A 21,970-nucleotide genomic window follows, 5' to 3' on the forward strand; every position below is an offset into this window, starting at 1 on the left:
ACTCCTTTTCCTTAAGGTGTCCCTTTTAACCCAGTTATAGTTTTACGGATGATTTAACATCGTATTTGAGGTTATCAATATTTAAATACAGATCAAATTCGCCAGATAGTCCTTCTCTGCTCACATAATACTGAATATCATTTTCCTTCTGTTCTTCAAAGGATACACAGGCCGCTGTGATGTCATGTGCATCAGTGGGTACTAAATAGAACTTGGAACTATCTGCACCTTTTAGTTCTAGCAGCACCTGGGAACCTTCCACAAACGTACCACGCAGTGCTAAGCGATCTTCTTCAAGCACCAAGGAGACAGCATATTTTTTCGGTAGTTCCTCGCTGGCTTCTTTAAACTTAACTTTCAGACCAAATTCAGGGTTAACTCCAAAACCACCTAAGAATTTACCTTTACCCAGTCCGTGGTTCGTTTTTTCATTATATAACGTAAGTCTTCTGGCTCTGTAGTAGTTTCCGCCTTTAACCTTTAATTCATACTTAACTTCATCATTGAACAATTCTACAGTAATAGATTCCAAGGTCAAGTGGATGTGTTCGTCTTTATGTTTATTTAACTGCATGGCCCCCAAATCGTCGGTATGCTTTCCCCTAAAAGTTGAGATACCGCCTGAGTGCACCATGTAGTGTCCTTCACCATAGGAATCCACGTTACTGATATAGGGAGAATAGAATTCTGAGCCTCTTTCTTTACCGTACTGCCAGACTTGTTCTATTTCCATTTTGTCCGTATTGATTCGATAAATAACCCCTCTGGAGAAATTGTCCTCAGGCGGCACCCTGTTTTCCGTGGTTTTGGATCTATAGGTTCCGTTATCAAACATGAAGACGTCTCCGTTGGGCAAAATCCTCGCCGCATGTTGCTCATACTGCCAGTCAAAGTCACCTTTCGTGACATTTTTAAAGAAGTATTTTTGCCATTCTTCTCCCCAGCCTTCAGAATCACCAATTATCCAGTTTAATTTGCCGGTATCATAATTGAAGTTAATGACAGCATCCTGGTGCCGACCCGACATAGTGATGGAATTGGTGGGTTTGTCATACCAAACGGAGTTATTGTGAAACCAGTCATGATGATTCCAGTCTCCTGCTTTGCCTTTTTCCCTGGGCAAAATTTCAAGCAAATCCCAAGACTTAACGATTGCACCAGTTTCTCTATCGATTTCCACAACAAAGTCTTCAACAGATTCATTAAAATCATTATCCGAAGCAGCTAATAAGTTACCGTTTTCTAATTCTACGGCATCATGGTGGTACCCCCCCGGCAGCCTGTATTCGGTGTAAATCTTACCGCAAAAGCCCATCTCCATAAGTCCTACAGTATAGTAGGGCTTTTGCATTGAGCGGTAAGAGGTTACTAAAAGTCTCCCATTCGCTAGTTGTTTAATATCCCAGCTTGCTTTTTCCGTCATCACCCATCTTAAATCACCAGCATAATCAAAACCACACGTTCTGGCGGAATCAACTAGAGGAGTAGTTGTTGATATAAACATAAGGTCTTTACCAAAATACTCATAGGTGGTCTCACAAGAAAAAGCTCTGTTAACCTTTAATTCTTCTACTTCAATTTTAACCTCAGATGAACTACCATTTTCCAGTGTTAAGACGACGGTATTTTCATAAGCATCATATAATCCATAAATAGGCAGCACGTGTTCCTTGGCTGCACCAAACGTATGTTCAAAATCCCCTTCAACGGCTTTACCTTTGACAGTTACTTTTACAGCAACTTCTTCTTCGGTATTAAAGCAAATCACCGCAGCCAGTGGGTTTATCAAATATGGATTCTTAACAACGTACGGATTTTCAAACGTGTAGTTACCGGATTTAAACTCAGATAAAAACTTCTCTTCAGATTCATACTGTAAGGTAATTAAGTGTTTTTGAGTTTCTAAATAGTGTTTCATGCTTTTCTCTCTCCTTTTAATTTTTAATCGTTTTTAGTTTTTTATCTAAGACTTCCACTTTTTCAAATGGAAGTGGGGCCCGCGGTGAGAACTTTGTAATGGGATCTATAATGTGTATAATAAACATAAATGTCCCTTAGCTATGGCGAATTTAATAAAAACGCTACGCGTCTTTTTACTATACATGTCTTTGCTATGAAAACAATTCGAGTGATGTGTCATCTTGAAGGAAGGATGACTGAAGGATCTAGATCCTTCGCTGCGCCCAGGATGACGTATTGAAAGAGGACCCTAAAGATTACTTTCTGATCCGTTGAAAAAATGCAACTAGGAAGGTGTTTAATCATGCGTATAGAGCATCTCTATTATTTAGTTGAGATAGCAAAAACAAAATCCATAACACTTTCTGCAGAGCATCTCTTCATTTCTCAACAAGGCTTAAGCCAAGCTATTCAGAAACTCGAAGCAGACTTGAATGTTCCTTTACTTCGGCGTAGTCGCCAAGGAGTATCTCTAACAGAGGCAGGTAACATGGCTGTAGAAAAAGCAAAAGAGGTTATTCTTAAATACGAAGGATTACTCGAGAGTATGGAGCCCTATTCCAGTATAGACAGTTCAAATTCGAGTAAGAAAATTAGCATTGGCGCAACTAATTTTATGAGTAATTACTTACCTCCTATCTTGGATTTATTTCGGAAAAACCATCCCGAAGTAAGTATTCACATTGAAGAACAAACATCTGATGAGATTGCAACGAAGCTAAGTGAAGGGTCTTTGGATATAGGACTGGTTAATCTGCCGGATCATTATGACTATCAACGTCTTGAAACTAGTAATATTCACTTTGAAAAAATCAGCAGTCATGAGTTTTTGGCTTGTGTTGCTAAGTCATCTCCCTTAGGTAGGAAGATAATGTTAAAAAAATCCGAGATAAAGAGTCATCCGATTGTGGCCTATAACCTTAAACCCTATTTGGACATCTTAAGTCACATGTTTGGGGATTTGAATCAACTAAATATTATTGTAAAAACAAATAGTAGAGAAATTTTCCTAAAATCCATGGTCCACAGTAAAGCCATCGGAATTATAACCCTCACAGATTTTAACCTCTATCGCGAAAAATCAATTGTCCCAATACCGATTAAAGACAGCCCTAGTATTGATTTTGGCTGGCTGGTTTCCACATACCAACCTCTTTCATCTGCAGGTCAAGATCTTCTGGAGATCTATAAAAACTATATGACAAGTAAATCGCCCTTTTAAATCTTGATCGCATCAAAGTCAATTAAGTTTTTATCTGACCAAAGCCTAGTGAGGGTCTGCTATGCCCTGAGTATAGTTGATTTGCAACATTTATCACAAACAAGGATTTCCTGTATGCGTCACAATAAATCTTTGTTAAGACACCCGAAATCTTACCACCTGTATAAAGAAAACTCGGCTGGCGCCAAGCCTTCAGGCGATGGCGTCAGCCTTAGTTGCACTGATGCTGCAGACGAAGACACTGTCTTCGCACGTATTAGCATTCTTTCAGTATTCAACCAAACGTTATATACTTTCTGATTAGTATAAAAAAGCGTAGGGGATTTGGCTATTTAGCTAAATCCCCTACGCTTTTGTGCCCCTCACAAACCTTGTCAATAAGGCACTATTCGGCAGTTTTTAGGACCCCAAGGGAACCAAACAAGTCTCGAAGTTCAAGACAAGCTAGGAAGGTAAGGTCGATAAAAAGTATTAGTTTTTTCAATGAGAACTATTATTACAATAAATAGTTGGTATTGTCTCAATAAAACATTGTTGGTCAAACGGCACAAAACCCTCTAGACTGTGCTTGAAATAACCTTCACAACTAATTTAACTCCCGGTACAAAATCGATAATAACTTATACAGAAAGGGTGACAGAAAGGAAATCAAGGCATAGCAGTGATAGGATTTTAAAACAATATAAGAGGAGGATTAACATATGTCAGTTCAAACAGAAAAACAACCCATGAGTCTGAAGAGTTTAATGATCATGATCATGACGTTTGCTCTGCCACTAGCAATTCTGCTAATCCCAACGAACGAACTTTTTACCCCTCAGATTAGACTGTATTTAACAATAACTCTATTCGCAATTCTAACCTTTATTTTTGGCAACATAAATCAGACCGCCGTAGCAATTTTATTACCGATCACTTATGTAGTTATTGCTCAAGCACCTGCTGCAGCCGTTTTTGCTCCCTGGTCAACCTATATTCCATGGTTTGTCATTGGCGGTTTATTTCTAGCCAATGTTATGGAGCGAACCAACTTGCTTAAGCGAATTGCTTATAACTCCATCCTGCTGACCGGAGCTAGTTATAACGGAGTCATTTGGGGATTAGCTTTGGCGGGAGTCCTACTCTTTCTCTTAATTCCCGGGAATACGGTTTTTCCTTTGGCAGCTTTAGCCTATGGTCTTTGCAAAGCCTTGAATCTTAATGTAGGTAAAGAAACAGCGGGAATAACTATGGCCGCAGCCATTTCCTCACTGCTTCCGGGATGGTTCATCTTCAACGCCAACTACGGTTTACTGACAGGATTGGGCAAAGGTGTAGCTGGTGAAGTCAATTTAACCTGGATTCAGTACTTCATGTATAGCAGTGTAAACATTCTTTTCTATGCCTTTATGTTTTGGATCATCACCAAAATGTTTAAACCCACAGTCCCTATCAATGCTAAAGATTATTTTAAAGAGCAGTTAGAGAAATTAGGAAAAATGTCCTTGGATGAAAAAAAGATTCTCCTTATGAGTATTATGCTATTTGCCTTCCTCTTAACGACTCAATACCATAAAATAGAGGCTGGCTGGGGCTTTGTAATTTTCCCGATGTTACTCTACTTCCCTGGATTTAATGTAGCAACCAATGAGGATCTCAAAAACGTCAATTATGGAATGGCAATCTTTACTGCCGCTTGTATGGGGATTGGGACAACGGCTGGAGCCTTAGGCTTAGGAAAAGTTGCCGCCGCAATCATCATGCCCATACTCGCAGGCAAAGGAATCATGTTTATTTTTGGCACGGTCTATACAATGATCTTTAGTCTGAACTTCTTAATGACTCCCCTGGCAATTATGTCGGCCTTCACTTTACCTCTGACCGAAATTGCTATGAGCTTTGGGATTAACCCTGCTGCCTGGTATATGTTCATCCAAATAGCCATCGACGCAATTATTTTGCCCTATGAATACGTCTTATACTTGATTTTCTTTTCTTTTGGAATTGTTAAGCTATCCGATTTTATTAAGTTCCAAGCAGCAAAAACTATCTTAACTGTTGTCTTCATTTTCACTGTTCTCATTCCTTTCTGGAGAATGATTGGTTTCTTAATGATGTAGAGGGATATGACACAGTCTTTGACATAACAAACCAGTAGCTCTGAGCTACTGGTTTGTTATGTTTTCGTCACTGAAGTCTCGATGTCAACTTAGTTGGACGACTTCATTCTCTATTAATGCTTCAGCAATTGTTGGAGTTGTTGCTCTAGGTTATAGGATACACCCCTGTTGTTGCCTACTACAACTGACTTTGAGATATACCCTTTATTGAAGAGCAAATAGTAATTTAGACCGGATGGAATGGTGTTTGGTTGGGTCATTGCCACAAATCCCCCGTTTTTAGCCGCTAAGGCAGCGGTTAGTAAGGCATCGGCATAGGGCTTACCCCAACTGACATCATCCTGGCGAACTAGTCCCGATGTAAAGTAAAGTGGGGATTGAGGAGCTTGCTTGTCCAGGAGATTCTGGAAGATAATGCTTTGGGTGTCATAACGTTCGTAGCCACCCCAACGTTTTACCAAGTAATTAGAATTCAATTGATTTTCCACTGAACTACTGATAACAGCTGTTCCTCCTAGCAAGACCACGTTACTTGCCCCCAGATTCACCAAAGCTTGAAGGGTCGAAGCCGGTAACACGTCTCTATTGGTAAGTAGAATTGGGTTTCCTTGTGCTCCGGCAAACGCGCTGATGGCGATGGCATCAGGAATAGCATGCCCATTGGCGAGATAGACAGTTTGGCTAGGATCGATCCCTACCTGGGCGGAAATCAGGGCTGCTGTATCATAGCCTTGTTGTCCCGCAATTCGAGTGACCGTAAAATCCTTGCTCAAGGTATCCTCAATACTCTGTGAGATTGCAACTGTACCGCCAACGATGTATATGTTCCGAGCACCCAGCTCACGAATGCCTGCTAATGTCCGAGAATCTAAAGTGGAAGAACCCGTCATCAGGATAGGGGCATCAAGTTTCTTAGAAAGTGGAGCTGCGGCGAGAGAATCCGAAAACTGATCATCCCTGGCTAAAATCACGTTCGCGGCGCTGGACCAGCCTTGCTTGGCAACTTCAACCGATAATGCAACGTTATCCATGGCTAGAGAACCAATGCGATCACCTACTTCGAAGGCTGAATTGACAGGTATTGTACCTATAACCTTGCCGCTAAAGATAATATTTACATTGCCGGCTTTTGTAGGAGTCATTTTCAGGACAAAGGTTCCATCATTTAAGGTCGTATAGCTTTGATTTGCTGGACTGGCATCAACATCCGATCCATCAACGGTGACGGATCGTTGGGGCAAAATATTCCCATTGGAATCTGTTAGCTTGACAATAATGGAGTTTTCTTTATTAACTACTAGAGGATTTGTTACCGTAGTTACTGCATCGAGCACCTTTATGATTCCAGTCGCCGAGCCTTTGTTCGGAGCAACAGCACTAACCTTGAGAGTGTAATCTCCAGGTGTATATAAAATAACGTTATTAATATTGTAATAACCGCTTCCCCCAGATACGGAATAGTGTGTCACCTTACCATCGGGATCAGTCAAGGTCGCATTGACCCCTCCTGTAAAAAGTTTGCTTGTTGGAATTCTATTCAACTTTAGATTAACGGTGGTTGGTTCCCCAAGAATTAGAGTAGAATCTTCTTCTGATACAAACTCAAGCCCTCTTAAGGTAATGTACTCCCCCTCTTCCTCAGCAGCAATCAACACCCCGGGGAGCATACCAATCAGCAAAAAGACCATCAACAGAAGACTTAACACCTTTTGGATCCGTTTCTTTTTTATCATAAAGTTCTTCCTTTCTTGCTAATTCTTTTTGATGTGTGAACGTGCAATGTCCCCTTACTTTCACCATCCCCGTTCCCAGCCCAAACGACCAGAAATTAAGGGGACATTGCTAAGTGAACACTTTAGTGGGAGTTCACGATAAAGCGAGTGCCGATACTGAAGGGACTATTGCACCCAGGTTCACATGCAGAACAACCCAGAGGTTGGCGCAATTCCTTCATCATCCAACGAGCTAGTGAACGGGAACGTGTGTGAACGTGCAATGACCCCTTACTTTCACCGTCCCCTTACTCAAATCGCAAAGCATCAATAGGATCCATAGCTGCTGCTTTCCGCGCCGGAAAAACTCCGAAGATTATCCCGATGGCGGCGGAGAACCCAAAAGCCATTATTACGGAGGTCAGAGAAATACTGGTGTCCAGGGCAAAAGCCTTCCCAACTAAGCTGGCTCCCCCATAGCCGAGGGCGATGCCTATGCCTCCTCCTAAGACGCTGAGTACCACTGCCTCAATAAGGAACTGCAGTAAAATATCCCGGCCCTTCGCCCCGATGGCTTTACGAATTCCGATCTCTCGAGTTCGTTCTGTGACCGAAACCAACATGATGTTCATGATTCCGATTCCTCCAACCAGCAAGGAAATTCCCGCGATTCCGCCCAAAAGCATGGTCATGGTTTGGGTGACACTTTGCATAGTCTCTAACATATCGGCCTGATTTTGAACCCGAAAGTCATTCTCTTTACCGTCCTGAATCTTATGGGCTTTGCGCAATGCGGCCGTAATCTCATTTTGTGCCGTTTGCATGAGGTCTTCAGATGTCGCCGAAACCAGAATGCTGCGCACGGTCTTTTTCCCGATCAAGCGGGCTTGAATCGTCGAGATCGGTGCAGTAATCATGTCATCATTGCTTTCAAATCCTGTTGACCCCGTGGCTGTCGTCACTCCGATGACTTGGAAGGGCACATTATTAATTTTAATATTTTTCCCGATGATATCGGCGTTTGGATCCCCCATGAGGTTTTCCACAACGTTGGGGCCAAGGACAGCTACTCTTGCACTGCTGTTCACATCCTCTTGGGTGATAAATCGTCCCCTTGTAATTGTGACATTTTTAATTATTTGATAGTCAGCTGTGGTCCCATTAATACTTGCCGAGGTATTTCCTGACCCTAAAACCACTTGCCCACTAGTACTGGTCAGTGGTGCAACAGCTTTTATCGCTGATCCAATTTTAATCTTGGAAACATCCGTCATAGTTAAGCTGGCTGAGCTGCCCGCTCCCCCATTAACCCCTCTATTATTTGATTGTCCAGGGCTAATGGTAAGTAAGTTTGAGCCCATGCCTTGAATCTGAGAAGTGATGGAAGCGGTTGCTCCATTCCCGATGCCAACCATGGCAATGACAGCAGCCACTCCAATAATAATCCCCAGCATGGTCAATGCCGACCGCAGCTTATTTGCTCGCAGAGCTCTGAGAGAGACCCGGATACTTTCTAAAAAGTTCACTCTTAAACTCCTTCCTCCTCAACAACTTGCCCTAGAGCCTTACGAGGGTTTTTAACGAGTTCGTCCCCTTCAATATGACCATCTCTGAAACGCACAATCCGCTCTGTAAATTCGGCGATATCCGGTTCATGTGTGACAATAATAATGGTATTTCCCAGAGTGTGTAAACGTTGAAAAATAGCCATAACTTCTTCACTGGAACGACTGTCAAGGTTCCCAGTAGGCTCATCCGCTAAGATAATTGAAGGGTTTGTAACCAGTGCCCGGGCGATGGCTACCCGCTGTTGCTGTCCCCCGGATAATTCCTTAGGACGATGATGAATTCGTTCGCCGAGGCCCACGGATTCCAAGGCAGCAACAGCTCGGGCTCGCCGTTCTTTTCCCCCTACTCCCGCATAAAGCATGGGCAGCTCTACATTTTCGACTGCCATTGTCCTGGGCAGGAGATTAAACCCTTGAAAGACAAAGCCAATCTTGCGATTCCGAATCACGGATAAATCATCTCCACTAGCCTTGGCTACATCCGTTCCGTCCAGATAATACTCTCCTTCCGTGGGGGTATCCAGGCAGCCTAAAATATTCATCATCGTCGACTTGCCAGAACCGGAAGGCCCCATTATAGCTACGAACTCGCCTGCTCCTACGTGCAGGTCCACCCCACCTAAAGCCGCTACTTGAATATCACCGGTAGCATAAATCTTTTCGATCCCTTTGAGATTGATCAAATAACATTCCTCCCTGACTTATCGCTCCGCTTAGAGAACATAAAGTGAAACAGTGCACCTGTCCCCCCGTTTCGCTATCTAACCCTTACAGCTCCTCCTGGTGCTCTCCCTGCATTTCCGCCGCCCATACCAAATCCTCCGGTGGTACCTTGAGTTGTTGCGGGTGCACTAATCACTGTAATGACCTCTTGTCCTTCTATTAAACCGCTTTTGACTTCCACATTCATTCCATCATCTAAGCCAAATTCTACAGGAATAAATTTGACATTAGCTCCAGCCTGACCACTCCCTGATTTTGTCACAACCTTAGGTTGTGTATCAGATTGGGATTCTTGATCTTCTTTTTTGACATTAGTATCCCCTGAAGTCATAGGAACCATGACCCCTTTTTCTGTCCCTCTGGTTTTGATGGCCTCGCTAGGTACGGTTAGTACATCCTTAGCCTCAGCGACGATGATATCAAGATTGGCATTCATTCCTGAAAGCAGCTTATCACTGGCTTGATCTACCGTCACGGTGACTTTAAAGGTTGTAACATTCGAAGTGATCGTCCCTTCGATGGCAACGAAGCTCACGGTTCCGCTGCTATGTTCATCTGGATAGGCATCCAGGGTAATATCCACTTTTTGCCCTACTTTGACTTGCACAATATCCGCCTGGTCAATCATCGCATCTACTTGTAGATTACCCCCTATTGGCGTGAGGGTAATAATGGAAGAAGCATTGGTATACTCATACAGTTGCAGGGGTGAACTAACGACGATTGCGTCCGTAGGAGCTATAATGGTTGCATTTTCCAGATCCGTTTTTGCACTGGCTAGCTGGGCCTGGGCTATAGCAATACTGGCTTGTGCCGATTGAAGATCGCCAGATTTAGGTCCATCCGCTTCCTTATCGACTTGATATTGTGCGGATGTTAAATCCGCCTGAGCAGAGACCAAAGCCTGAGCTGCTCCTCCATTTTGAGCATTTTCTGCCGTTCTTAAGGCCGTCAGAGCCTGGTTTAAGGAGTTTTGAGCAGATTGAATAGAGGGTAAATTTCCACTCATCTGAGCCTTGGCTAAATCGTCACTTGCCAGTTGAACCGTCTGTTTGGCAAGGAAGACTTGGTTGGCTAAATAGCTCGGTTCTGCATTCTGCTTCGCTACAATTAAATTCTGTTGTGCCTTCGCTAGAGCCGCTTCAGCCTGGGCTTTTGTTTGAGCATTAAATCCATCTTTGAGGATTTGGAGTTTGGATTGGGCAGACATCAAGTTTGCCTCTTGCTGCAGGACTATGGTTTGAAGCTTTGTATCATCCATCCTGGCAAGCACTTGCCCTGCTTTCACTTCGTCACCCGGCTGGATATTAAGCTCCACAATCCGCCCGGTATCCGGAAAAGTTAAGGGAATGGTGTGAGGAAACGTTACAGTTCCAGTCGCGGTAATCACCTTATTGACATCTCCGATTTTTGCCTTGGCCGTGATGTTAGGGGACATTACCGGTTTAGCCGTGAACGTTTTATAACCCCAATACCCTCCTCCCAAGACCAAAACACTTAGTACTCCGATGGTCACCCATTTTTTGTTCATGCTCTCTCTCCTTTATATACTTCCTTTTGACGTTAATAGTCTGTTACAAAAACAAAAGACCAATTGTCATCCTGAGCTAAGCGAAGGATCTGGATCCTTTAGTCGTCCCTCCTTCAGGATGACATTGCCCTTGCTTCGATTATCCTGCGTATTTTACAATTTTGTAACAACCTTCTTATAGTTAACTCGATCAACTAAAGATAAAAGGAACCTACTCAGATGGACTTCCAATCCATCTGAGTATTAGACCTATTACCATTAGATGAAATTCTCAGTAAAGAATACTATAGCCATATGGTCAAACAACGATTAACTTCTTAAGATCTTGTCAAGGCTTTAATCATTATTCACACTAAGTTTGACCGGCAATAGAATCGTAAAACAACTTCCTTCACCCAGTTTACTTTTTACATAAATCGAGCCGCCATGTGCTTGAATAAACTCCTTCGCAATGGCGAGACCTAAACCGGTTCCTCCGCTTTCTCGCTCTCGGGCTTTATCGATGCGATAGAAACGATCAAATATATGCTCCAGTTCTTCTTCAGGAATTCCTTCTCCAGAATCTTCAACGGAGACCTGTACCCAGTCAGCAAATTTCAAAGGATCTTTACCTGTGTAAACTTTTCTAGGATTAGCTTCTTTCTTTTCTCTGATTTCGTTTAGTTCTACCCATTTTACGGTTCTATCGGTTCTATCGGTTCTATCCGTCTTATCTGCCCTTTCTCCTATACGTCGGAAGACATCCCGTAAGCGATGAGAATTTCCATCGGTGACTGTCTCGTCTTCAGCAAACCTATCTATCTCCGCTAAGACCACGCGAAGAGTTCCCCCCACCGGGGTATGTAAAAGGGCGTTCCCTATCAAGTTGACAAAAACTTGAGTCAAGCGATCCGGGTCGGCAATAATTTCAGGTACTTCTCCCAGGATTTCAGTTCGCAGTTCCCGCTCTTCAAATTCAATAGCAAATTGCTCAATAATTCGTTCCACTAACTGTCTAAGCTTAACTGGTTGTAAAGCCATCGGCAGTTTCCCTGCTTCCGCAAGATTTAGGTGTTGGAGATCTCGCACCAGACGAATGAGTCTTAGGGTTTCATCCTGAATAGGAAGAATCGTTTCCGGGGTTGAAGGCAAAACTCCTTCCTGAATCGATTCCAGTTTTCCAAGGATCACCGAAAGGGGGGTTCTCAATTCATGGGCAATATCCGCCACCATGTTGCGCCTCACTTCTTCATTGCGCGCCAGTTGTTCAGTCATTCGATTAAAATCCTGAGCTAAGATCGCAATATCTCCGTTTCCCTTTACCTGAACTCGTGAGGACAAATCTCCTTTTCCCACCTTCCGAACAGCTTCCATGAGATGGTTGAGAGGTTTCGTGAAATGCCTGGTTAATAACATGCCCAAGAGTAGGGCAACGATGGAAGTTAGAATTAACCCGATGAGCATAGCTTGGATAATCGAGGTCCCAATTGTTTTGGCAAGTCGATTATTATTTGCAGTCAGAGGATTTTCCTGCCAGTAGTAACCAACCGTTTGGTCTTTAACCTTAATCTCTTCCCATTGTTTCGCGATTTTGTTATTCGAGGGAAACTGAATTAGGTATTTACCAAGATCTCTACCCAAAGAATCTCCTACGACTTTATTTTCTAAATTAAAGACCCAAAAACGGGGGATCTCTCTATGCTGTCGATTAAGATACAAGTTTTGATCCGAACCAGGTATAATTCGCACAAAGGTTTTTCCTTCAACAAAGAGCCCGTACCCCTGTTTTCCTTCCATCCCCTCCATCATGGGGCCAAATCTCCGTTCCGCCTCCGTAACCTTGGAGACGTAGCCCTGAACCCCCTCCCAACCACCACGAGACTCATAATAGACACTCAAAAGTCTCTTCCAATTTTCCCCATAAGCCTGTTGAACATAACTTTCAGCATGCCCAAGTAAAGCATGAGTCGACGTAATAGAGATGACTGTGAAGAGTATCGTCATAAAAAAAACCATACCAATCAGCCCAAGAATAAACTTACGCCGTAAGGTCACAGGCCTTCACCAAACCGATATCCCACGCCAAAAACAGTTTCTACATACTCAGGTTCACTGGGGTTGTCCTCTATCTTTTTACGCAGATTTGAAATATGGGTGTCAATGGAGCGTTCATAGTAGAGATACTCCTCCCCCATCGCTTGACGTAAGAGTTGTAGACGACTATATACTGTACCAGGGCGGGCTGCCAGTAAATGGAGAATGTTGAATTCCGTTGGGGTCAGCAATATTTCTTGTCCTCTTTTTAAAACTTTGTGGCTGGAGATGTCCAAGCTTAACTCCCCGCGAATAATCACTGAAGAGGTTGTTTCCTGCGGCACTCCAGCTGAACGCCTAAGTACAGTTTTAATCCTAGCCACCAATTCTCGTAGACTGAAGGGCTTAACAATATAATCATCCGCCCCGAACTCTAGGCCAAGGACACGGTCAATTTCCTCTGATTTTGCTGTGAGCATGATAATCGGGATTGTACTTGTCTCCCGCAACCGTTTGCACATTTCCAGTCCGCTTATTCCTGGAAGCATCCAATCCAACAGAACGAGGTCGGGTTTTTCTCGTTCGATAAGCTCCATGCCTTCAAGTCCATTCATTGCGGTCACAACAGTGTATCCTTCCCGGGTAAGGTAATCTCTAACAAGGGTGAGTATTTCCGGTTCATCATCTACTAACATTAGTTTCATTCCTATGCCACCACTTTTCCCATTTCTTTGCTAATAAGTATATCGTTAATCTTTGAGATGTATCTAGGGAAGATTTGAAGATTTTATGTAGATTTAGGGATGGTGAAAGTAAGGGGCCATTGCACGTTCACACACGTATATAAATAATACCCTCGCTTAAGCTTTCTTAAACGAGGGTATTTGACTATATTAACTCCATTCGCTCTGCTAATAATTCCAATCCGCGTGACAATTCTAAGTATTCCTGTTCTGTATACTCCTTGAGAACTTCACCTATAAACCTCTGTCGTTCTGCGATCACTGCATCTATTACTTCATTTCCCCTAGGCAATAAGCGCAGCCTGATAACCCGACGATCCTTGTCGTCCCTTACCCTTTCGACAAGCTCTATTCGTTCCATTCTGTCTGCTAAGTCGGTGGCTGTACTACAAGCTACAAACAAGTTTTTGCAGACATCTCCCATAGTCATAGATCCAACTTCCCGTATGCTTAAGAGTGTATTGAACTGAAGAGCAGAAATCTCCAAGTTCACCAGAATTGAGCGACCCTGCTTGAGTAAAACATTATTGGTACGTCTTAAAGTATCCTCTAACCGATTTGTTAATTCCTTGCTTGGCGCCATCCTAATCCTCCATTTCCTGAATATTCAATAATTATATACTATCACAGATTAAATGCTTGTACATCAAGAAATGCATCGAGGCCGAGATTAAATCGGATAAGATAGACCACAAGCAATAATCAATTAAACGAAAGGGTCCTTAGTTTCACTTAATGGAACTAAGGACCCTTTCTTGTTGTTCATTATCGTAGATTCTACTGAGCCACTCTTAGGTAGTACTTGGGGGATAATTAAAAAGATTAATTGAACTCGGTGAATCAGGAAGCGCTCCATTACTGTTGCTGCTTGGAACGACTATCCCTAGGCCCGCATTTCCGGTTCCTGTCTTCGGAACCATCTGATTTCCTGTGAGAGTCCCCTTAACCAAATTCGCCTTGTAGACGAGATTGGTTGCATCGACGTTTCCATACTTGGTGATGGATTTTCCCTCGACACGAAGTTGAACTTGCTTGATTGTAGAAAATTGAGTCAGGGTATTTACTAACCCATATAATGCTACCTCAGGGGAAACATTAGAATTGGACTGTAGGAATTCTTTACTTAAATCAACAATGACCACGTTATTTCGAATTGCAATATCCCTTAGAGTTGTAATTGTAGAAACAGAACTCTGCATAGTTCCTGTTCCTACCGGTCCTTTGAGCCATTGGTTAACTGTTTCTCTAGCCATGCTTACAGTCTTAGGCAACATCCGTTCTTCCTTCAATAAATATTTGCCACTCATATCCGGAAAATACAGGGCAACCGCTATGCCCTCCCCAGGGGGTGTTGTTGCGGGAAGAGAAGCCTGTTGGTCCCCACTTCCCCCTATCCATTCAGCCAATGGAGTCGAAGTGCCATCCTTTTTCACTAAGGTTTCCAGGGTTCCACAGCCAGTCATAAGTATTAGGCTGAGGAAAACAACCCCAATGAGTAAAAAACTTTGAGCTCGTACTTTCATTCTTTTTGCCCCTCCCCAGACGAATTTATCAACTCTTTTACTGAATATGACCCGCCAGGTATTTACGGAAAAAATCTTCATAAATAACCTCTTTCTAACGTTATGACTTTGTCCCATAAAATAGTACAGGTTCTTAACTATAAAGGAAGAAGCTCATAGTCTCTACAAGCTTCTTCCTTATAAATTTCACCTTATCCTGAGGCTCCCGGCTTCTTTTAAGAAGGGCCTCTAACAGAAAATCCCTTTCAATTTCTCCCAAAAGAAAAAGCGGACTTTTGGCTTGCTATTTAGCGCATACTCGGTTTGGCTTTTTCCATCAACTTGAACCGCTGTGGAATGCTCGATATCCACGAAACAGAGGGCTGGGAAAAGTACACACCACCAATTTGATCCCTCTCCCTCGCCGATCACAACACGTAATGCTTCGTATTGCCCAGCGGGCAGCACCAAGGTCCCATAGGATTTAGTCGGGAAGGAAAATTTTCCATAGTCTGTATGTACTGTATAGTTTTTACCCCAAGCTTGAACTTCCTTAAGAGCAATGGCATCCATGTCCGGCTGGATCCGCTGAACAATTTGCCGTGATTCTTCTAAAGACTTGGAAACAGCCAACTGTGGTGCAACTTCTTTGAGGATTTCATCCCGAACTGCCCGCTTCAAGGCTTGATCTTCATCGCTATCTGAATTAGCCAGTACGTGAAAACGTATTAATTGATCAGGTGTTTGCGCTAGTATTTTTTCACTTCCGTGCCCTACCCGAATTGGCTCCCGGATAGCCCCGAATGCTAAAATTCCAATCATACATATAATAATCCCAATAATCCCTCGAGTTTTCATCCTGTTTAACCCCTCTTCTGAAAAACATCTCTCTAATACAAGCCTACCCAAGAATGTGAAGGTTTAAACAATCTTGCAACTGCCAGGAATAATATTCTTTAGGGGACAACACCTTTCCTTGTATAAAGCAGGATTATCCGCCATAAATATGGGTATCGTGAGGAATTTAAAAACTTGGCTAAATAGTAATACTTTCGCGTAGCGGCATGGAGGCCTTCCCTGAAAATAAGTTTAGGTTAATGTCAAAAGCTGACAAAAGCGCACTGGATTTCACACGCGTCAGTGGTGCCGCAAAGCGGTATTGGGGTCTGTCTAGTGTTAGAAAGGAGCACTTATGCACGATATCTTTCAAATCGTCTGGATAAGTATGATAGCGGGGCTGGCTACAACCCTGGGCAGCCTTCTTGTCCTCATGTTTGGTAAGCCAAAAGAACGTGTCTTAGCCTCTCTTTTAGCTGGAGCCGGGGGAGTGATGCTAGCGGTGGTAAGTGTCGATTTACTCCCAGAGGCCTGGGAGGTCGGACCGCCGCTTCAAGTGGGGTTGGGCTTCGTTCTAGGCCTGCTTTTCATGTATCTGGCTGACGCTCGTCTCAATGTGTCTAATAACACGCTTCCTCTATCACGACGTCAACGTCTTAAGAGAACCGGCCTCCTCGTTGCTACCGGCATTGCCTTACATGATATCCCTGAAGGAATGGCCATCGCTGTCAGCCAAGAAGCTGCTCCCGGGCTGGGTTTTTTGATTGCTTTTGGTATTACCTTACACAATCTTCCTGAAGGAATGGCCACGACTGCGCCCTTAAAGATGGCTCAGATCCGTTGGTGGAAGATCCTGCTTCTCAATATTGGAATTGCCTTTTTCACACCCCTTGGTGCCTTACTCGGTCTCCTTGCCTTGGAAGGTGTTCAAAACTCCCTCGCCTTCTTTCTTGCCTTTGCCGCAGGCGCAATGACCTTTCTCGTCTTCGCTGAGTTAATGCCCCTCTCCCGTGAACGGCACCCTCGCTACGCATTGCTTGGAGGAACAGTTGGGTTCATCTTATTTTCCTTAATTAGTCTGCTGCTTCCGGCTTAATTAACCTATAAATTAATTTTAATATGAAAGTTTCTTAAAGAAAAATCAACCTGACAACTTGAATCTTGATTAATAACCTGTCATCCTGAGCGATAGCGAAGGATCTAGGGCTTAAGATTCTTCACTTCGTTCAATGACAAAGCACGCTGGATTTTTCATTCATCAGTAGTGACACGCAGCGGGATGAAAGTCTGACAGGTTAAGGAAATAAACAAAAACGAGAGATGTAGCGAATCATAATTCGCTGCGTCTCTCGTTTTTAAAACCATTTTTTCTTCCTAACTTCTCGTCTACTTCAATACTTTAGCGGCGTAATCCCCCATGGCTTTGTACCCTTTGGCATTGGGATACTTCTCATCAATAGTTAATCCGCTTAAGTATTGCCCTTCTGCGTCAAATAATGCAGTCGAAAAATCCAAGGTCAAGATGTCTTCCTGCTGGGCATAGCCTAACTCCCACTCTCGCATTTCTGCAATACTCTCCCGAACTCCAGGATAGCCAAAGGGTAAAGCAAGAATAGGAACGATGTGATTCGACTTGGCCTTTGCTACCAGTGCTTTAATATTAGTTTGATAGTCCGTGAGGGTAACATCCTGAAGAGCGTCCCCAATTCCAGCAAATATTATAACCCGCCCAGGTTTCTCAGCAACCACATCTGCGTCAAAGCGATCCAGTAAATCCTTGGCAGTCTGCCTTGATTTTCCCTTGTTAACGACGGGGACCTGAAGAACCTCAGCTACCTGGGTAGTCCAAGAATATTCGGGGTCCAAAGGGTATCCTAGCGTAAAAGAATCTCCTAACGCGACAATCTTTGGATTGCTGAAGGCTGGGTTCGCTGCTGTTGAATCTGGATTCGTGGGCGCCGGTACTTTTCCACCTTGACCCCAAAATCCTGCAAAACCTGAGATCAAGACGATAAGGGCAAGTCCAACTGCGACTTGAATTAAGCGGATCTCCGTCCGATATGTACGCATGAAAATTCCTCCTTCCTTTTTAATATTCTACACCTTTAAGCACTTTCCTTCTTCGTTCTACATCCATTCTTATTGATCTTTATAGAAGGCATCATACACCAGAGCAGACTTTAACGCATAGTTTGTAATAAGGAAAAAAGGAGGTAGCCTTATGAATTACATTATCAAGGCTCGCGAATTAGGGGAAGCCTTGTCCCAAACCACCGAGGTTCAAGGATTAAAAGCTGCTGAAGCTGCTATTATGGCTGATCCTAAGAGCAAAGAAGCCTTTGCTCAGTACCAAGAAAAAGAACGCGGGCTTGTTACAACTCAAATGATTAGTAAAGTCGTTCCAGAAAAAGAGAGCCTGGCGCTTCTTGATCTTAAAGTTCGTTTAATGAATAAACATCCTCTTATCAAAGCTTATTTTGTTCAACAGCAAAACTATGAAAAATTAATGGCTATGGTAAATCTAACCCTAACGACTGCAATGCATGGAATGCCGTCCGCCAATGACCTTCCTATTCCGGAAGAGTTTAAAGGTATGGCCCAACAAATCCTTGACAAAATCGGCGGCGGAAATCCAATGGAGAAGATGCAAATTACCCCCGAAATGCTGAAAGGGATTAAACTGCCGCCTGACTTCAAATCCTAGAAGGCGAGTAGGAAAAAATGAGACCTGTCGGTTATGAGGGAGCGCATTTTATTAGCGATATCACGAACCCTATAACCTTAATTGCGTTCCTGATCGTCATCATTTTAGGGGGATGGGTAACTATATGTACCTGGTTCTGATGGTTAACTAGAAAGGAGGATGCCGTTATTGAACCGACCTGACTGTGTACCCTTTTTGCCGGCTACTCCTTTTTCCTTTTCCATCTTAGTGACAAGCCCAATCCGCCGTAATTTACTCTTTTGCCCTGTTAGTTCGATTGTTTTTCCTTTAGCTAAAACAAGAATTCAGTTTGCTTCTATGATTGTTGCTGGGTTAGATGTATTAATGGCCTTTCTCTTTAAACGTTCTTTGGCCCATCCTCCTAACCCGGCTAACCCTGCTCCAGAACAATATCCCGTGACGCTGACTATGCCACAACTAACTCAACTCATACAAGCAACCCTTAACGGGGATGTGCCGTTGCCTTCACCAGTTTCACCGGTTCCCGGTCAAGGCTTTGGTCCTGTCGGAGCAGATCAACCGCTTTTTCCAGACAACCTAAGCGTCTCCTTGATTCTATCCGCTCCCTTTGCGCCCTTTGATGGTAGTCCAGACACCTCCTTCAACGTCCCGTTATTTGAAATCCCAGGTGCACCTGGTAACCTAATTATTGCGGCATGCATTCTTATTGCTCAGTTTTATATCGAGCGGGCTGGAGTCGGGACTCCCAATGGGAACAACTCTTCAAAGGGACAGAGCACAGTGAACAACGGTAAGGGGGGGATCTCCAATGTCAATGTCGTTTATGCCGGGTAATTCCGGCTTTCCAGCTTACTTCCCTCAGGCATGCCCCCCCTCCTCTTCCGGCTGCCCACCTAAGTTAGACCCTTGTTCAACACCCTTGGATCCCAAGCCTCCATGTGATTTTAGCTTTAAGCGCTTGGTACCGCTTTTGGAATCTCCGGCGGTTGGAACGGGAATTTTAGCCCTTACCTTTTTCTTCTTTATTGCCTTTCTTTCTGATCCTATTTTAGCAAATATAACTTCTTTGACCTTAGGCATTGTCGTAACTATAAGCACTCTCGCCATATTATCCTTGATCATTTTCATTCTGTTTTTGTTATAGACAAAGGTATCCTTACTCTCTAAGTAGAAAATCGAATCGATCATTTGAGTTTAATATTCGTAATCTAAACCTTCATCCTCTAAAAATAAGGTCTGTAACAACCCTAAAAAGGTTTGTTACAGACCTTAACGTGACTATTCTTAAAAGTTGAGCCTCTAGGGTTAATCTACCATGATTTAGAAAAGACGACCTTATCTTAAGTTGGTTGGCACTTCAATTGGAGGAGTACTGGGCGGAAGCGGTGGTGCTGACATTTCAGAATTAACACCCATCTGGTTTAAAGATTGCATTAGTTCTGGACTTATGGGCGCTGTTTCCGAATAAATTGGGGCTGCATCGGGCTGCATTGGTACTACTTCCGGACTTATGGGCGGCTTTTTCCTGCTACTGATAAAGCCCGTGATCTTTCCCCAAATAGACGTCGCGGTGGTTTTCACCGGGCGTAAAAAGGTCATTACACCCATTGGGTCTTTAACTTTTAAAATAAGGGGACCATTCGGCGCTTGCCCTAGTTGAGTAGGACTTTCCGCAGAAACTACCACACGGCTATAGTGATGAAGGGGAACCGGACTTTGAAAATGTGCCCGATAAACTCCATTACCCACTTGACGTAAAGGTCCCACCAAAAACCCTGTCTTTCCTTTGTCATCGACCAAATAAGCGGCATACACTGCTTGTTGACCATACCCCAGATAGGTTTGCGGGGGTGGAAGATTGGCTATCAGAAGAAAACTATTATCAGGCGAGATAGTTGCTACCCCATTACCGTTAATCCCATCTTGGGCAGCTTGTAAAACTAGTTGACGGGCTTGCCCTTGATGATAGGGCATATTCTGATTATATCCCTGCTCTGGAATGTATCCCATGCCCTGGCCCTGATGAGGACCACCCTGTACAGGTGCTGGACCCTGCCACCGATTTCCTACAGGCGGAGGCTGCTTAGCTCCGATAAAACCCCCCCTCAAGTTTTGGATTTGTCCATCCTTTTGGAAGACCCCACTGGCTTTAAGTCCTGAACCCAGTGTATTGCGTATCGAACCCGGAGAATATCCCGAGCCAAATTGACCATTGGGTAATTGACTAGGGAACCCCTGCTGTCCGATGGGCTCATAAGGATTATTAGGCTTATCCCCAACGAACCTCACTTTGCTCCCTCCTTTATTTGCTTCAATGTGACTTTATATCATGATATGATAGTTCACAAGGAAGGGTTCTGAAAGGAGGAAAAACAGTTGCCCAAGAAATCAACACCACCTCTTTCACAAACAATATCCCGCCGCGGTTTTTTTCGGAGAGTCGGCGGTTTTATAGCGAATCATTGGCTGCTTGCTTCCCTACCCGTCGCCGGTACAGGCGTGGTCGGCTGGGCTCAACATGATACCCTAAAACTGAAGCTCCATAATTGGGATTTGTATTACCCAACCCTGCCAATGGCATTAGAAGGAAAAACTATCTGCCAACTCAGCGATTTGCATCTTGAATCCCTACGAATTTCACCCAAACGCATACGCCAAGGTGTGATGGATCAAAAACCAGACCTCCTGGTAATCACCGGTGACATTATTTCAACCCGTACGGATCTAGATAAATTAGAGCCCTATTTAAGTGGACTAACCGCCCCTTACGGAAACTATGTTGTCCTGGGAAATAACGACTACAGCCACCTTTCTAACACCCTTTTAAAACGGTATCTCCGCCAGTTTGAAAGCTTAGGCTGGACTCCCTTAATTAACGAGGCCTTATTTCATCCGAACCTCAATCTGTGGGTTATCGGGATTGACGACCCTGCTACCGCTCATGACGATGTGGATCTGGCTTATCAAAACCTGGTTTCTGCTCAGCCAAGTCCGACAAACCCGCCCTTTCGCCTAGCCTTAGCCCATTCCACAGATTGCCTGGATGATGTAGCAAAACACGGCGCCGAACTCTTGCTCACAGGCCACACCCATGGTGGTCAGATTCGACTGCCTGGCATGAAGCCCCTAATTACAAACACGTATCTGGGGGACCTAGGATTTTACGAAGGGTATCATATTATCAACAATGTCCCTCTCTACATCAACACCGGAATCGGAGAAAGCATGATCCCTCTACGCCTCAATGTTCCCCCAGAAATCGCCTTCTTCACCTTACATAAAGGAAACGAGCCACCAAGGCACCGGACGAGGTAACTGAAAGAACCCAAGCACTATGTCATCCTGAAGGAGGAACGACTGAAGGATCCAGATCCT

At 43.8% G+C, this 21,970-nt stretch carries 19 protein-coding genes; 6 read left to right on the forward strand and 13 right to left on the reverse strand.

The features are described from left to right. Positions 1–34 precede the first annotated feature (34 nt). Entirely contained in the window at positions 35–1,918 is a 1,884-nt protein-coding gene (locus tag HGJ98_RS07560) for an aryl-sulfate sulfotransferase (RefSeq protein ID WP_291350444.1), read from the reverse strand. Positions 1,919–2,263: 345 nt separating this feature from the next. On the opposite strand from HGJ98_RS07560, the gene HGJ98_RS07565 reads away from it, so the two are divergent. Both HGJ98_RS07565 and HGJ98_RS07570 read left to right on the forward strand, forming a co-directional pair. Then, on the forward strand, positions 2,264–3,181 hold the full coding sequence (locus tag HGJ98_RS07565; RefSeq protein WP_291350445.1) for a LysR family transcriptional regulator: 918 nt from the start codon (positions 2,264–2,266) through the stop codon (positions 3,179–3,181). Positions 3,182–3,882: 701 nt separating this feature from the next. Continuing rightward, a complete protein-coding gene (locus tag HGJ98_RS07570; protein ID WP_291350446.1) occupies positions 3,883–5,280 on the forward strand; it encodes an anion permease in 1,398 nt (465 codons plus the stop codon). Between the two features lie 113 nt (positions 5,281–5,393). Here the strand turns inward: HGJ98_RS07570 and HGJ98_RS07575 are convergent, their stop codons facing one another. From HGJ98_RS07575 to spoIIR, 9 genes are all read right to left on the reverse strand, one after another. After that, on the reverse strand, positions 5,394–7,013 hold the full coding sequence (locus HGJ98_RS07575) for a cell wall-binding repeat-containing protein (protein WP_291350447.1): 1,620 nt from the start codon (positions 7,011–7,013) through the stop codon (positions 5,394–5,396). Between the two features lie 287 nt (positions 7,014–7,300). After that, a complete protein-coding gene (locus HGJ98_RS07580; RefSeq protein ID WP_291350448.1) occupies positions 7,301–8,518 on the reverse strand; it encodes an ABC transporter permease in 1,218 nt (405 codons plus the stop codon). A gap of 2 nt (positions 8,519–8,520) precedes the next feature. Then, positions 8,521–9,243: an ABC transporter ATP-binding protein gene (locus HGJ98_RS07585; protein ID WP_291350449.1), complete on the reverse strand. Its 723-nt coding sequence runs from the start codon at positions 9,241–9,243 to the stop codon at positions 8,521–8,523. A 74-nt stretch (positions 9,244–9,317) separates the two neighbouring features. Next, positions 9,318–10,814 (reverse strand): HlyD family efflux transporter periplasmic adaptor subunit, encoded by a 1,497-nt coding sequence (locus HGJ98_RS07590; protein ID WP_291350450.1) that lies wholly within the window; start codon positions 10,812–10,814, stop codon positions 9,318–9,320. A gap of 336 nt (positions 10,815–11,150) precedes the next feature. Continuing rightward, on the reverse strand, positions 11,151–12,848 hold the full coding sequence (locus HGJ98_RS07595) for an ATP-binding protein (RefSeq protein ID WP_291350451.1): 1,698 nt from the start codon (positions 12,846–12,848) through the stop codon (positions 11,151–11,153). After that, positions 12,845–13,531: a response regulator transcription factor gene (locus HGJ98_RS07600; protein WP_291350452.1), complete on the reverse strand. Its 687-nt coding sequence runs from the start codon at positions 13,529–13,531 to the stop codon at positions 12,845–12,847. Before HGJ98_RS07600 ends, HGJ98_RS07595 begins: the two co-directional genes overlap by 4 nt. 184 nt (positions 13,532–13,715) lie before the next feature. Then, positions 13,716–14,153 carry a MarR family transcriptional regulator gene (locus HGJ98_RS07605; RefSeq protein WP_291350453.1) on the reverse strand — a complete coding sequence of 146 codons (438 nt, stop codon included), beginning with the start codon at positions 14,151–14,153 and terminating at the stop codon, positions 13,716–13,718. Positions 14,154–14,361: 208 nt separating this feature from the next. Next, positions 14,362–15,093: a GerMN domain-containing protein gene (locus tag HGJ98_RS07610; RefSeq protein WP_291350454.1), complete on the reverse strand. Its 732-nt coding sequence runs from the start codon at positions 15,091–15,093 to the stop codon at positions 14,362–14,364. Positions 15,094–15,321: 228 nt separating this feature from the next. Beyond that, positions 15,322–15,930, reverse strand: a complete 609-nt coding sequence (spoIIR, locus tag HGJ98_RS07615) for a stage II sporulation protein R (protein ID WP_291350455.1) — start codon at positions 15,928–15,930, stop codon at positions 15,322–15,324. A gap of 334 nt (positions 15,931–16,264) precedes the next feature. On the opposite strand from spoIIR, the gene HGJ98_RS07620 reads away from it, so the two are divergent. Continuing rightward, complete coding sequence (locus HGJ98_RS07620; protein WP_291350456.1) at positions 16,265–17,005, forward strand: ZIP family metal transporter; 741 nt, start codon at positions 16,265–16,267, stop codon at positions 17,003–17,005. 290 nt (positions 17,006–17,295) lie between these two features. Here HGJ98_RS07620 and HGJ98_RS07625 read toward each other — a convergent pair whose 3' ends face one another. Further along, positions 17,296–17,979 (reverse strand): GDSL-type esterase/lipase family protein, encoded by a 684-nt coding sequence (locus tag HGJ98_RS07625; protein WP_291350457.1) that lies wholly within the window; start codon positions 17,977–17,979, stop codon positions 17,296–17,298. Between the two features lie 151 nt (positions 17,980–18,130). Between HGJ98_RS07625 and HGJ98_RS07630 the strand changes: the two genes are divergently transcribed. Both HGJ98_RS07630 and HGJ98_RS07635 read left to right on the forward strand, forming a co-directional pair. Further along, positions 18,131–18,613 carry a YlbF family regulator gene (locus HGJ98_RS07630; RefSeq protein WP_291350458.1) on the forward strand — a complete coding sequence of 161 codons (483 nt, stop codon included), beginning with the start codon at positions 18,131–18,133 and terminating at the stop codon, positions 18,611–18,613. Between the two features lie 159 nt (positions 18,614–18,772). Further along, positions 18,773–19,429, forward strand: a complete 657-nt coding sequence (locus HGJ98_RS07635; RefSeq protein WP_291350459.1) for a hypothetical protein — start codon at positions 18,773–18,775, stop codon at positions 19,427–19,429. A 24-nt stretch (positions 19,430–19,453) separates the two neighbouring features. Here HGJ98_RS07635 and HGJ98_RS07640 read toward each other — a convergent pair whose 3' ends face one another. Beyond that, positions 19,454–19,783, reverse strand: a complete 330-nt coding sequence (locus tag HGJ98_RS07640; RefSeq protein ID WP_291350460.1) for a hypothetical protein — start codon at positions 19,781–19,783, stop codon at positions 19,454–19,456. Positions 19,784–19,930: 147 nt separating this feature from the next. Beyond that, positions 19,931–20,884, reverse strand: a complete 954-nt coding sequence (locus HGJ98_RS07645) for a hypothetical protein (RefSeq protein ID WP_291350461.1) — start codon at positions 20,882–20,884, stop codon at positions 19,931–19,933. Positions 20,885–20,971: 87 nt separating this feature from the next. Between HGJ98_RS07645 and HGJ98_RS07650 the strand changes: the two genes are divergently transcribed. Next, positions 20,972–21,910, forward strand: a complete 939-nt coding sequence (locus tag HGJ98_RS07650) for a metallophosphoesterase (RefSeq protein WP_291350462.1) — start codon at positions 20,972–20,974, stop codon at positions 21,908–21,910. Positions 21,911–21,970 lie beyond the last annotated feature (60 nt).

This window comes from Desulfosporosinus sp. (assembly GCF_014237355.1).
Taxonomy (GTDB): domain Bacteria; phylum Bacillota; class Desulfitobacteriia; order Desulfitobacteriales; family Desulfitobacteriaceae; genus Desulfosporosinus.

Coding starts and splice junctions, on each gene's coding strand:
- HGJ98_RS07560 (WP_291350444.1), bottom strand. CDS start 1,918: ATGAAACACTATTTAGAAACTCAAAAACACTTAATTACCTTACAGTAT.
- HGJ98_RS07565 (WP_291350445.1), top strand. CDS start 2,264: ATGCGTATAGAGCATCTCTATTATTTAGTTGAGATAGCAAAAACAAAA.
- HGJ98_RS07570 (WP_291350446.1), top strand. CDS start 3,883: ATGTCAGTTCAAACAGAAAAACAACCCATGAGTCTGAAGAGTTTAATG.
- HGJ98_RS07575 (WP_291350447.1), bottom strand. CDS start 7,013: ATGATAAAAAAGAAACGGATCCAAAAGGTGTTAAGTCTTCTGTTGATG.
- HGJ98_RS07590 (WP_291350450.1), bottom strand. CDS start 10,814: ATGAACAAAAAATGGGTGACCATCGGAGTACTAAGTGTTTTGGTCTTG.
- HGJ98_RS07600 (WP_291350452.1), bottom strand. CDS start 13,531: ATGAAACTAATGTTAGTAGATGATGAACCGGAAATACTCACCCTTGTT.
- HGJ98_RS07605 (WP_291350453.1), bottom strand. CDS start 14,153: ATGGCGCCAAGCAAGGAATTAACAAATCGGTTAGAGGATACTTTAAGA.
- HGJ98_RS07610 (WP_291350454.1), bottom strand. CDS start 15,093: ATGAAAGTACGAGCTCAAAGTTTTTTACTCATTGGGGTTGTTTTCCTC.
- spoIIR (WP_291350455.1), bottom strand. CDS start 15,930: ATGAAAACTCGAGGGATTATTGGGATTATTATATGTATGATTGGAATT.
- HGJ98_RS07620 (WP_291350456.1), top strand. CDS start 16,265: ATGCACGATATCTTTCAAATCGTCTGGATAAGTATGATAGCGGGGCTG.
- HGJ98_RS07625 (WP_291350457.1), bottom strand. CDS start 17,979: ATGCGTACATATCGGACGGAGATCCGCTTAATTCAAGTCGCAGTTGGA.
- HGJ98_RS07630 (WP_291350458.1), top strand. CDS start 18,131: ATGAATTACATTATCAAGGCTCGCGAATTAGGGGAAGCCTTGTCCCAA.
- HGJ98_RS07635 (WP_291350459.1), top strand. CDS start 18,773: ATGCCGTTATTGAACCGACCTGACTGTGTACCCTTTTTGCCGGCTACT.
- HGJ98_RS07640 (WP_291350460.1), bottom strand. CDS start 19,783: ATGATCGATTCGATTTTCTACTTAGAGAGTAAGGATACCTTTGTCTAT.